General features: G+C 59.4%; 10 protein-coding genes. 5 read left to right on the top strand and 5 right to left on the bottom strand.

Annotated features, from left to right (window positions below; genetic code table 11):
- Positions 1–11 precede the first annotated feature (11 nt).
- The 4 genes from frr to rpsB all read right to left on the bottom strand — a co-directional run bounded on the left by frr (position 12) and on the right by rpsB (position 3,318).
- Positions 12–569 (bottom strand): ribosome recycling factor, encoded by a 558-nt coding sequence (gene frr, locus ACO77H_RS05750; RefSeq protein ID WP_169955738.1) that lies wholly within the window; start codon positions 567–569, stop codon positions 12–14.
- The gene (gene pyrH, locus ACO77H_RS05745; protein ID WP_003172271.1) at positions 566–1,309 is read right to left on the bottom strand and encodes a UMP kinase; all 744 of its coding nucleotides are present in this window, start codon (positions 1,307–1,309) and stop codon (positions 566–568) included. Before pyrH ends, frr begins: the two co-directional genes overlap by 4 nt.
- A gap of 211 nt (positions 1,310–1,520) precedes the next feature.
- Complete coding sequence (gene tsf, locus ACO77H_RS05740; RefSeq protein ID WP_003172264.1) at positions 1,521–2,384, bottom strand: translation elongation factor Ts; 864 nt, start codon at positions 2,382–2,384, stop codon at positions 1,521–1,523.
- Between the two features lie 193 nt (positions 2,385–2,577).
- The gene (gene rpsB / locus ACO77H_RS05735; RefSeq protein WP_029297291.1) at positions 2,578–3,318 is read right to left on the bottom strand and encodes a 30S ribosomal protein S2; all 741 of its coding nucleotides are present in this window, start codon (positions 3,316–3,318) and stop codon (positions 2,578–2,580) included.
- Between the two features lie 386 nt (positions 3,319–3,704).
- On the opposite strand from rpsB, the gene map reads away from it, so the two are divergent.
- The 5 genes from map to ACO77H_RS05710 all read left to right on the top strand — a co-directional run bounded on the left by map (position 3,705) and on the right by ACO77H_RS05710 (position 10,023).
- Positions 3,705–4,487 (top strand): type I methionyl aminopeptidase, encoded by a 783-nt coding sequence (map, locus tag ACO77H_RS05730; RefSeq protein WP_032858167.1) that lies wholly within the window; start codon positions 3,705–3,707, stop codon positions 4,485–4,487.
- Between the two features lie 67 nt (positions 4,488–4,554).
- Positions 4,555–7,257 carry a [protein-PII] uridylyltransferase gene (locus tag ACO77H_RS05725; RefSeq protein WP_169955737.1) on the top strand — a complete coding sequence of 901 codons (2,703 nt, stop codon included), beginning with the start codon at positions 4,555–4,557 and terminating at the stop codon, positions 7,255–7,257.
- A 146-nt stretch (positions 7,258–7,403) separates the two neighbouring features.
- The gene (gene dapC, locus ACO77H_RS05720; protein WP_170042926.1) at positions 7,404–8,603 is read left to right on the top strand and encodes a succinyldiaminopimelate transaminase; all 1,200 of its coding nucleotides are present in this window, start codon (positions 7,404–7,406) and stop codon (positions 8,601–8,603) included.
- 192 nt (positions 8,604–8,795) lie between these two features.
- A complete protein-coding gene (locus tag ACO77H_RS05715; RefSeq protein WP_432755143.1) occupies positions 8,796–9,245 on the top strand; it encodes a hypothetical protein in 450 nt (149 codons plus the stop codon).
- A gap of 58 nt (positions 9,246–9,303) precedes the next feature.
- On the top strand, positions 9,304–10,023 hold the full coding sequence (locus tag ACO77H_RS05710) for a matrixin family metalloprotease (protein ID WP_432755142.1): 720 nt from the start codon (positions 9,304–9,306) through the stop codon (positions 10,021–10,023).
- A 15-nt stretch (positions 10,024–10,038) separates the two neighbouring features.
- Here ACO77H_RS05710 and ACO77H_RS05705 read toward each other — a convergent pair whose 3' ends face one another.
- A complete protein-coding gene (locus ACO77H_RS05705) occupies positions 10,039–11,679 on the bottom strand; it encodes a Na+/H+ antiporter (RefSeq protein WP_170042929.1) in 1,641 nt (546 codons plus the stop codon).
- Positions 11,680–11,831: the final 152 nt, after the last annotated feature.

The following is an 11,831-nucleotide window of genomic DNA, read 5'->3' as shown; positions in this document are numbered from 1 at the left end:
GTCCTGACCCCTTATACGGCCATCAGGTCCTTTTCTTTCTCTTCCGTGGCCTTGGTGATCATGGCCTCGGATTCCTTGGTCAGCTTATCGATATCGGCAATGGCACGACGCTCTTCGTCTTCGCTGATTTCCTTGTCCTTGACCAGTTTCTTCAGGTCACCCAAGGCATCACGACGGATGTTACGCACCGCAACACGGGCATCTTCCGCTGCGCTGCGCGCCTGCTTGGTGAAGCCCTTGCGGGTTTCTTCGGTCAGGGCCGGCATGGAGATCAGCAGCAGCTCACCCAGGTTGGTTGGGTTGAGGTTCAGGCCAGCGCTCTGGATAGCCTTGTCGACGGCAGCGAGCATGTTGCGCTCGAAGGCCACGACCTGCAGGGTGCGCGAGTCTTTCACAGTCACGTTGGCCACGCCGCTCAGCGGAGTGTCGGAACCGTAGTAAGGCACCATCACGCTGCCCAGGATGCTTGGGTGAGCCTTGCCGGTACGAATCTGGCCGAATGCGTGGCTCAGAGACTCCAGGGATTTCTGCATACGCGCTTGGGCGTCTTTCTTGATTTCGTTGATCATTGTTGGCCTTCCTCGATCAGAGTCCCTTCTGCGCCGCCGTGTACGATATTCAGCAGGGCGCCGGGCTTGTTCATGTTAAATACGCGCAGCGGCATCTTGTGGTCGCGGCACAGGCAGATTGCCGTTAAGTCCATCACACCCAGCTTGCGATCCAGCACTTCATCATAAGTCAGATGATCGAACTTCTCGGCATGCGGGTCTTTGAATGGATCGGCAGTGTAGACACCATCGACCTTGGTAGCCTTGAGCACTACGTCAGCATCGATTTCGATGGCACGCAGGCAGGCAGCCGAGTCAGTGGTGAAGAACGGGTTGCCGGTACCGGCGGCAAAGATCACCACCTCTTTGGCATTCAGGTGGCGCATGGCTTTGCGGCGATCATAGTGATCGGTCACGCCAACCATGGAGATGGCCGACATCACGATGGCCGAGATATTGGCACGCTCCAGGGCGTCGCGCATGGCCAGGGCGTTCATCACAGTGGCCAGCATGCCCATGTGGTCGCCAGTGACCCGATCCATGCCAGCAGCACTGAGTGCCGCGCCACGGAACAGGTTGCCACCACCGATCACCAGGCCGACCTGGACACCGATGCCGACCAGTTGGCCGACTTCCAGTGCCATGCGGTCAAGTACCTTGGGATCGATCCCGAACTCTTCCGAGCCCATCAGGGCCTCGCCGCTAAGCTTGAGTAGAATGCGTTTATAGCGAGCCTGATAACCACTGCCCTGCTGAGCCATTGCGAATCTCTCCTGCGGCGTATTTTTAAAAAATTCTTGGCGAGCCGTTTACGGCTTGCGTTCACTCTAGCTGGACGCTGTCACAGCGCCATCGGAACACGGCTTTGTAAGCCAGTTCCAAAGGGAAGCCAAATAAAATTGAGCCTCCCATTTGAAAAGAGGCTGCGCGCGTGAGCGGGCAGCCTCTCTTGGGCGACAGTTGAAAACTGTCTTATTGCTTGGCGGCAGCCAGCTGGGCAGCAACTTCTTCAGCGAAGTTGTCGACCGGCTTCTCGATGCCATCGCCTACTTTGAAGTAGGTGAAGGAAACGATTTCAGCACCGGCTTTCTTGGCCAGTTCGCCAACCTTGATTTCAGGGTTCTTGACGAACGCCTGCTCAACCAGGCTTGCTTCGGCCAGGAACTTGCTGATACGGCCTTTGACCATGTTCTCAACAATGTTTTCTGGCTTGCCTTTGATTTTTTCTTCGTTCAGCTGCAGGAACACAGCTTTTTCGCGCTCGATCGCTTCGGCAGAAACTTCCGAAGGCAGCAGGAACTCTGGGTTGCTGGCCGCTACGTGCATAGCGATGTCTTTGGCCAGCTCAACGTTGCCGCCCTTGAGGACAACTGCAACACCGATCTTGTTGCCGTGCAGGTAACCACCAACCACGTCACCTTCAACACGTACCAGGCGACGGATGTTGACGTTTTCGCCAACCTTGCCGACCAGTACCAGACGATCAGCTTCTTGGGCTGCGATCAGCGGAGCGGCGTCAGTCAGTTTGTCGGCGAACGCTTTTTCAACGCTGGCAGCAACAAATGCCTTGAAGTCGTCTTGCAGGGCCAGGAAGTCGGTCTGCGAGTTCACTTCCAGCAGAACGGCGGATTTGCCGTCTTCTTTCAGAGCGATCGCGCCTTCAGCAGCTACGTTGCCTGCTTTCTTGGCAGCCTTGATCGCGCCCGAAGCACGCATGTCATCAATGGCTTTTTCGATGTCGCCGTCAGCCTTTTCCAGGGCTTTCTTGCAATCCATCATGCCTTCGCCAGTACGCTCACGCAGTTCTTTAACCAACGCTGCAGTAATTGCTGCCATTTTCAAATTCCTCTTGGATAGGTTTTCAACCATTCCACCCGACTTGTACGGGCGTTCAATTCTTCCCGAACCACCCTTGTTAACCGCTGCACGTTACAGATGCTGTAGCTGTGCCGCTCACAAATGGTTTTCGAGGTGGCAAAAAGGGGGCCAAGCCCCCTTTTTGCTTACTGAGTCAACGCCAGGGCGTCAATTACTCAGCTGCAGCGACCGGTGCTTCTTCAGCAGCGAACTCTACGGTGCCGCCGCCAACATTGTTGCGGCCACGGATTACAGCGTCAGCCATCGAACCCATGTACAGCTGGATAGCGCGGATTGCGTCATCGTTGCCTGGGATGATGTAGTCAACACCTTCCGGGCTGCTGTTAGTATCGACTACGCCGATAACCGGGATACCCAGCTTGTTGGCTTCGGTGATCGCGATGCGCTCGTGATCAACGTCGATAACGAACAGTGCGTCAGGCAGACCGCCCATATCCTTGATACCACCCAGGGAACGATCGAGCTTTTCCAGGTCACGGGAGCGCATCAGCGCTTCTTTCTTGGTCAGCTTGGCGAAAGTACCGTCTTCGGCTTGCACTTCAAGGTCACGCAGACGCTTGATGGAAGCACGGATGGTTTTGAAGTTGGTCAGCATGCCGCCCAACCAGCGGTGATCGACGTACGGCGAACCGCAACGTGCTGCTTCTTCAGCAACGATCTTGCCAGCGGAACGCTTGGTGCCGACGAACAGAATCTTGTTTTTGCCCTGGGCCAGGCGCTCTACGAAAGTCAGAGCTTCGTTGAACATTGGCAGGGTTTTTTCAAGGTTGATGATGTGGATCTTGTTACGCGCGCCGAAAATGTATTTACCCATTTTCGGGTTCCAGTAACGGGTCTGGTGACCGAAGTGCACACCGGCCTTCAGCATATCGCGCATGTTGACTTGGGACATGATAGTTCCTTAATAAGTCGGGTTTGGCCTCCACGTATCCCAATGACCAACCAGCGGCTTCAAGGCCTCCGGCACCCAGGTCATCGTGTCGACACGTGTGTGGATTTAAGCTTTGCGGGGCATCCCCGGAAAGCGGCGCATTTTATACCACAGCAACGACAAAAACGAAACCCGCAATCGCATTTGCTTGCCGCCACCGCCACCCAAGCCATTGAATCGGGTGAAAATACCCACACCTTATAGAGAGAAGCGATAGCCAGACACTCATGGTTTGTACCTTGCGTCTGTTAGAATCGCGTTTTTTGGGCTTGTGCGAACGCTGCACCTTTTTGTCGCACGCCCGTAAACCGTATTGATTTCAGCGCGTCGCGCTAGAGAGAGCCTGTATGACCGTTACCCTGAAAACCGCCGAAGACATCGCAGGCATGCGCGTTGCCGGCAAACTGGCGGCCGACGTCCTGGAAATGATTGCCGAACACGTCAAGCCTGGCGTCACCACAGAAGCCCTGGACCGCATCTGCCACGACTATATTGTCGACGTGCAGAAAGCCATCCCCGCGCCGCTGAACTACAAAGGCTTCCCCAAGTCGATCTGCACCTCGATCAACCACGTGGTCTGCCACGGCATCCCGGGCGACAAGCCGCTCAAGGACGGCGATACCCTGAACATCGATGTCACGGTGATCAAGGACGGCTACCACGGCGACACCAGCCGCATGTTCCACGTCGGCAACGTCCCGGTGTGGGCCGAGCGCCTGTCCCAGGTCACCCAGGAATGCATGTACAAGGCCATCGAGCTGGTCAAGCCCGGCTGCCGCCTGGGTGATATCGGCGAAGTGATCCAGAAGCACGCAGAAAAGAACGGTTTCTCGGTGGTCCGCGAGTTCTGTGGCCACGGCATCGGCAAAGTGTTCCACGAAGAGCCGCAGATCCTGCACTACGGCCGCGCCGGCACCGGCATGGAGCTCAAGGCGGGCATGACCTTTACCATCGAGCCGATGATCAATCAGGGCAAGGCCGACACCAAGGTGCTGGGCGACGGCTGGACCGCCATCACCAAGGACCGCAAGCTCTCGGCGCAGTGGGAGCACACCCTGCTGGTCACCGAGACGGGCTACGAGATCTTCACCCTGCGCGCCGATGACACGATCCCTCGCGTTTCGGCCTGATGCTTGCAGCGGGCTTTCCAGATAGCGACGTTGTGACCTACACCTAGATAGAAAGGAAAGCCGATCGATGCCCCAGGTGGATCCCGAACTCTTCGACCGAGGCCAGTTCCAGGCGGAACTGGCGCTGAAGGCAAGCCCGATTGCCGCCTTCAAAAAGGCCATCCGCCAGGCCCGCGAGGTGCTCGACGGGCGCTTTCGCAGCGGCCGGGAGATTCGCCGACTGATCGAGGATCGCGCCTGGTTCGTCGATAACATCCTGCAAAAGGCCTGGGAACAGTTCGACTGGAGCGAAGACGCCGACATTGCCCTGGTGGCCGTCGGCGGCTATGGCCGGGGCGAACTGCACCCCTACTCCGATATCGACCTGCTGATCCTGCTGGACAGTGCCGACCATGAGATCTTTCGTGATTCCATCGAGCGTTTTCTGACGCTGCTGTGGGACATCGGCCTGGAAGTCGGCCAGAGCGTGCGCTCGGTGGCGGAATGCGCCGAAGAGGCCCGCGCCGACCTGACCGTGGTCACCAACCTGATGGAAAGCCGTACCATCTGCGGCCCCGAGCGCCTGCGCCAGCGCATGCTGGAAGTCACCAGCACCGCACACATGTGGCCGAGCAAGGAGTTCTTCCTGGCCAAGCGCGCCGAGCAGAAAGCCCGGCATCACAAGTACAACGACACCGAATACAACCTGGAACCCAACGTCAAGGGCTCGCCCGGCGGGCTGCGGGATATCCAGACCATCTTGTGGGTAGCCAGGCGCCAGTACGGCACCCTGAACCTGCGTGCCCTGGCCGGCGAAGGCTTTTTGGTCGAGAGCGAAAACGCCCTGCTGGCCTCGTCCCAGGAGTTTTTGTGGAAGGTGCGCTACGCCCTGCACATGCTGGCCGGACGCTCCGAAGACCGCCTGCTGTTCGACCACCAACGCTCCATCGCCGCCCTGCTGGGCTTCGAGGGCGAAGACGCGAAGACCAGTATCGAAAGCTTCATGCAGCAGTACTACCGGGTGGTCATGAGCATCGCCCAGCTCAGCGACCTGATCATCCAGCACTTTGAAGAAGTGATCCTGGCCCCGGAAGACGAAGCGCCGCCGCAACCGATCAACGCGCGCTTCCAACTGCACGATGGCTATATCGAGGCGCGCAACGACAACGTGTTCAAGCGCACGCCATTTGCCATGCTGGAAATTTTCGTGCTGATGGCCCAGCAACCGGAAATCAAGGGCGTACGCGCCGACACCATCCGTTTGCTGCGGGAAAACCGTCACCTGATCGATGACGAATTTCGCCACGACATCCGCAATACCAGCCTGTTTATCGAGCTGTTCAAGTGCAAGATCGGCATCCACCGCAACCTGCGGCGCATGAACCGCTACGGCATCCTTGGGCGCTACCTGCCGGAGTTCGGCTTTATTGTCGGGCAGATGCAGCACGACCTGTTCCACATCTACACGGTCGACGCCCACACCCTGAACCTGATCAAACACCTGCGTAAGTTGCAATACACCCAGGTGTCAGAGAAATTCCCGCTGGCCAGTAAGCTGATGGCCAGGCTGCCAAAGCCTGAGCTGATCTACCTCGCCGGCCTTTATCACGATATCGGCAAGGGCCGGCACGGCGACCATTCGGAAATCGGCGCGGTGGATGCGCAAGCCTTCTGCCAGCGTCACCAGTTACCGCAGTGGGACAGCCGCCTGATCGTCTGGCTGGTACAGAACCACCTGGTGATGTCCACCACCGCCCAGCGCAAGGACTTGTCCGACCCGCAGGTGATCCATGATTTTGCGCAGATCGTCGGCGACGAAACCCGCCTCGACTACCTGTACGTACTGACCGTCTCCGACATTAACGCCACCAACCCGACCCTCTGGAATTCGTGGCGCGCCAGCCTGTTGCGCCAGCTGTATACCGAGACCAAGCGCGCCTTGCGCCGGGGCCTGGAAAACCCGGTGGACCGCGAAGAACAGATCCGCCGCACCCAGAACGCGGCCCTGGATATCCTGGTGCGTGGCGGCAACGACCCGGACGATGTGGAGCAACTCTGGTCGCAGTTGGGCGACGACTATTTCCTGCGCCACACCGCAGGCGACGTGGCCTGGCACACCGACGCGATTCTCCAGCAGCCGGCCGACGGTGGCCCGCTGGTGCTGATCAAGGAAACCACCCAGCGTGAATTCGAAGGCGGCACGCAGATATTCATCTACGCCCCGGACCAGCACGACTTCTTCGCCGTGACCGTGGCTGCGATGGACCAGCTCAATCTGAACATTCACGACGCCCGGGTCATTACGTCCAGCAGCCAGTTCACCCTCGACACCTACATCGTGCTCGACACCGAAGGCGAGTCCATCGGCGACAACCCCGAGCGGGTGAAAAAGATCCGCGCAGGCCTGACCGAAGCCCTGCGCAACCCCGACGACTACCCAACCATCATCCAGCGCCGGGTGCCGCGCCAGCTCAAGCATTTTGCCTTTGCGCCCCAGGTGACGATCCACAACGATGCCCAGCGCCCGGTGACCGTACTGGAACTCAGCGCGCCGGATCGCCCTGGCCTGCTGGCGCGGATCGGCGGGATTTTCCTGGAGTTTGACCTGTCGCTGCAAAACGCCAAGATTGCCACCCTGGGTGAGCGGGTCGAGGACGTGTTCTTTATCACCGATGCCGATAACCAGCCGCTGTCCGACCCTGAACTATGCCGCCGCTTGCAGGACGCCATCGTTGCGCAATTGAGCGTGAACCAGGAGCCTGGCGCGGAGTTGTCCAGAATAACCATTTGAGTTGAATTTAATTTCCCTGGGGGTGCGGACCTTGTAGGAGCTGGCTTGCCTGCGATGCGGGCGGCGCGGTGTATCTGGTACACCGAGGCGATGCCATCGCAGGCAAGCCAGCTCCCACAGGGCCGCGCTCAACGATAGAGGCCCCGATGAACAACGCCCTGAACCAACTGCAGCCCTACCCGTTCGAGAAACTGCGAGCCTTGCTGGGCAGCGTCACGCCGAACCCGGACAAACGCCCGATTGCCCTGTCCATCGGCGAACCCAAGCATAAATCCCCGGATTTCGTCGCCCAGGCCCTGGCCAACAACCTTGACCAGATGGCGGTGTACCCCACCACCCTGGGCATCCCCGCCTTGCGCGAGGCGATTGGCACGTGGTGCGAACGGCGTTTCAACGTGCCCAAGGGCTGGCTCGACCCGGCGCGCAATATCCTGCCGGTCAATGGCACTCGTGAAGCGCTGTTCGCCTTCACCCAGACCGTGGTCAACCGCGGCGACGATGCCCTGGTGGTCAGCCCGAACCCGTTCTACCAGATCTACGAAGGCGCAGCGTTCCTCGCCGGGGCCAAGCCGCATTACTTGCCGTGCCTGGATGAAAACGGCTTCAACCCGGATTTCGATGCGGTCTCGCCTGACATCTGGAAGCGTTGCCAGATCCTGTTCCTGTGCTCCCCCGGCAACCCGACCGGCGCACTGATCCCGGTCGACACCCTGAAAAAACTGATTGCCCTGGCCGACCAATACGACTTCGTGATCGCCGCCGACGAGTGCTACAGCGAGCTGTACTTCGACGAGCAAACCCCGCCACCGGGCCTGCTCAGCGCCTGTGTCGAACTGGGTCGCCAGGACTTCAAGCGCTGCGTGGTGTTCCACAGCCTGTCCAAGCGTTCCAACTTGCCGGGCCTGCGTTCCGGGTTTGTGGCCGGGGATGCCGAGATCCTCAAGGCCTTCCTGCTGTACCGCACCTACCACGGCTGCGCGATGCCGGTGCAAACCCAACTGGCGAGCATCGCCGCGTGGCAGGACGAGGCCCATGTACAGGCCAATCGCGACCTGTACCGGCAGAAATTCGACGCCGTGCTGGCGATCCTCAAACCGGTACTGGACGTACAGAACCCGGACGGGGGCTTCTACCTGTGGCCCAACGTTGAGGGCGATGATGCCGCGTTCTGCCGCGACCTGTTCGTGGAGGAACATGTGACCGTGGTGCCGGGCTCGTACCTGTCGCGGGAAGTGGAGGGTTTCAATCCAGGAGCTGGACGGGTGCGTCTGGCCTTGGTTGCGCCATTGGCCGAATGCGTCGAGGCGGCCGAACGAATTCGCGACTTTATCCAGCGCCGTCGTTGAAACACGGGGCCGCTCCCACCTCGGGGGCGGCCAACATTCGCCCACCTTTGGTAATTAGTTGCACTCCAGGCCCACCTCGACTCATACGCAGAAATAATTACTGCGGAACTACTCCGGCTAAATTCCCACTTTGTAGAGGCAACAAACTTTACAAAGAGCCTTCGCCTTTCTTACGTTGGCGCCGGAGTGCCTATGATCGCAAACCCAAGTTCAACCCCTTTCCCACTTCCTAGCCTGAGCACAAACGATACCGCCCCAAGCAATTCTTCAATAACAACACCCCATCCCGACAGCCCGTTAAAGTACGACCCCGCCCCTATTATTATCGAGCTTAATAACTTTGGAAAAAATGAGTTTTTTACAAAGTTAAGCGCCAGCAACTCAATCAAACTAACGCCCTACGATAAGAACTCCGTCACGCACGACCATCTCCCCGCAAAACATATGGCGGACGGAATAACCAACAGCGAACCCTACGAACTTTCATCCAGCGAAAAGTATCTGGCAGACAGCCTCTACCCGCCCAAAAACAGTTCCTTGCGCCAGGCATTCCTCATCACTGACCAACGTGGTTCGCTCTCAACTTACGAATGGGCCCTGGCCGCCCCGCAATCGTCGTCGGCGCAAGAGCAATCGGAGTAGGTGCTTGAAGCCCTTTTCATCTCATCACTATCTGACAACCGCCCCATGAGTAGAGTCCATGAGCCAAGTAACCCCGTTATTCCCCAACGTCCCTATCCAACAATTCGCACCCTCCAGCGACAACTCGCCGGCCGACCGCACAGCACGCAACAAAAGAGGTGTCGCAGACAGCTCAAAACGCTGGTCGCCCGGCGTTATCACGGTGAGCCTGGACCTGGCAAACAAGAAAAGCCAAGCCCTGGTCATCGATGCACTCAAGGAGTGGGCCCATCACACGCCCGGCCTGCAGTTTGAAATCGTCGAGGGCAAACGCGGCGATATTCGTGTCTCCGACGACGAGGGTTTTACCGGCAGTTGGTCGGTCATCGGTACCGACGCCTTGCTGGTCGATGAAGACCAGCCCACCCTGCACCTGGACCGAACCGATAACTCCAAGCAGTTACGCACTCATGCCTTGCACGAATTCGGCCATGCCCTGGGCTTACTGCATGAACACCAGCACCCGCAAAGCACCTTGGATTGGGACGAGCAGGCGGTGCGTGACTATTTCGTCAGTGAGCGTTTCCCCGCAGAACTGGTCCAGGAACAAATACTCGACCCACTCACAGGTCCCGACGTGCAGAGCACAGCCTACGATCCACAGTCTGTGATGCACTACCCCTTTCCCGCACACTTGAGCCGCAAGGGGCATGGCACCTCGGAAAACTTCTTTCTGTCGCCGGGTGACCAGGAGGCCATCAGGAGGCTATACCGGCCGAATATCCCCGGGATGAGCTGACGGCACCGCACAGGCCTACTTCTGCGTGCCCAGGTTGGCTTCGCTCATATCCAGGTCCGCCAGCACTTCGCGCAGCACGTCATCACCAATCTGGTGGTGACGGCTCAGGCTATACAATTCCAGGCGTTGCGCGCGCAGGGCCTTGAGCCGCAGCTTGCGCTCCAGTTGATCCATCTGCAGCGCCAGCGCCTGGGCTTCGGCCGAGTCATTGAACACCTCCAGTTGATGGCGATATTCCGACATGATCCGCGCCTTGAGCTCCGCTGCCAGCGCAGCCTGGGCCGCGTCCAGGGGCGCCTCTGCCGCCTCCTCCACCTCAAGGGCATGAATCGCGGCCTCGGCGGTTTTCCTCCAGGCATCGCGCACCTCGCCGCGGCGCTTGTCATCCGGACTCTTCTCGATGCCCCGCAGCAACAGGGGCAAGGCAATACAGGCGGCCACCAACGACAACAGGATGACCCCGGCGGCAATGAAAATCAGCAGGTCGCGCTCTGGAAATGCCTGGCCGGGGGCGAACAGCAACGGCACCGACATCACACCGGCCAGGGTCACCGCCCCGCGCACCCCGCCGACGGTCAATAGCCAGCAGGATCGGGCCGTTGGCACCAGCGTCAGCTCGCTTTTGCCGCGCAGGCGGCGTAGAAGGCCGGACAGGCGCCAGATGCTCTGCACCCAGATAAACCGCAGCACCAGCAGCACCAGGAAGATCGCGATCACGTCCAGGCAGCGATAGAACAAGGTCGGCCACAGCATGCTTTCGTGGCTGGTCACCGCCTTGATGATGTCGGGCAATTGCAGGCCCAGCAGCAGGAAGATCAGCCCGTTGAAGGCAAACTCCAGCAGTGACCAGACACTGCGATTGAGCAAGCGCGTACTGGTCTGGCGTGGCAGCAGGTCGAGCCAGCTCTGCATCATGCCCGCCGCCACCGCCGACAAAATCCCCGACGCCCCCAGGCGCTCAGCCAGCACATAGGCGGCAAACGGCAGCAGCAACATAAACACCACGTGGGTCGCCGGGTCATCCCAACCCCGGGCAATCATCCAGGCCCGCAAGCGCCCCACCAGCCAGCTCAGGGCCACACCGATGGCCAGGCCACCGAGCGCCACCAGCACAAACGTAAGGCTGGCATCGGCCAGGGAAAACACTCCGGTCAACGCCGCCACCAGGGCGAACTTGAAGGTCACCAGGCCCGACGCATCGTTCATCAGGGCTTCGCCCTGGAGCATATGCATCAAGGGCGTGGGCAGGCGGTTCTGGGAAATTGCCGACACCGCCACCGCGTCTGTCGGCGATAAAACGGCCGCCAGGGCGAAGGCCACCGGCAGCGGAATACTCGGCAGCAACCAATGGATAAAGTAACCGGCGCCCACCACGGTAAACAGCACCAGCCCCACCGCCAACGTCAGGATCGGCCCGCGCAGGCGCCACAATTCACGCTTGGGCATGCGCCAGCCGTCGGAGAACAGCAGCGGCGGCAGGAACAGGAAAAGAAACAACTCCGGGTCCAGTGCCACGTGCAGTCCCAGGGTTGGCCACGCCAGCAAGGCACCAGCGGCAATCTGCACCAAGGGCAACGGCAATGGGATAACACGCCCGACCAGACGCGAAACGCTGACCAGCATCAGCAGGATAAGAACGGTGTAGGCGGTTTGCATAAAGCGGGGTTCCTGGACAATCGACTTGCAATGACACACTTGAGGCAACAACGCGCCTTTGAAGTGCCATATTAGCTGCCTATGCTGCTGGATGACCGTTGCACATAAGTCGCAGCCAGGGCCTAGACCAATGGATAGCGGACCGCAGAGCG

Origin of the sequence: Pseudomonas sp. WMBT8, from assembly GCF_050916005.1 — a bacterium.
Taxonomy (GTDB): Bacteria; Pseudomonadota; Gammaproteobacteria; order Pseudomonadales; family Pseudomonadaceae; genus Aquipseudomonas.
The sequence above is the reverse complement of the archived record's forward strand: the minus strand, read 5'-3'. Positions and strand labels throughout refer to the sequence as shown.

Bases quoted from the DNA above. Each gene is read 5' to 3' on its own strand.
- frr (WP_169955738.1), bottom strand. From the start codon at position 569: ATGATCAACGAAATCAAGAAAGACGCCCAAGCGCGTATGCAGAAATCC.
- pyrH (WP_003172271.1), bottom strand. From the start codon at position 1,309: ATGGCTCAGCAGGGCAGTGGTTATCAGGCTCGCTATAAACGCATTCTA.
- tsf (WP_003172264.1), bottom strand. From the start codon at position 2,384: ATGGCAGCAATTACTGCAGCGTTGGTTAAAGAACTGCGTGAGCGTACT.
- rpsB (WP_029297291.1), bottom strand. From the start codon at position 3,318: ATGTCCCAAGTCAACATGCGCGATATGCTGAAGGCCGGTGTGCACTTC.
- map (WP_032858167.1), top strand. From the start codon at position 3,705: ATGACCGTTACCCTGAAAACCGCCGAAGACATCGCAGGCATGCGCGTT.
- ACO77H_RS05725 (WP_169955737.1), top strand. From the start codon at position 4,555: ATGCCCCAGGTGGATCCCGAACTCTTCGACCGAGGCCAGTTCCAGGCG.
- dapC (WP_170042926.1), top strand. From the start codon at position 7,404: ATGAACAACGCCCTGAACCAACTGCAGCCCTACCCGTTCGAGAAACTG.
- ACO77H_RS05715 (WP_432755143.1), top strand. From the start codon at position 8,796: ATGATCGCAAACCCAAGTTCAACCCCTTTCCCACTTCCTAGCCTGAGC.
- ACO77H_RS05710 (WP_432755142.1), top strand. From the start codon at position 9,304: ATGAGCCAAGTAACCCCGTTATTCCCCAACGTCCCTATCCAACAATTC.
- ACO77H_RS05705 (WP_170042929.1), bottom strand. From the start codon at position 11,679: ATGCAAACCGCCTACACCGTTCTTATCCTGCTGATGCTGGTCAGCGTT.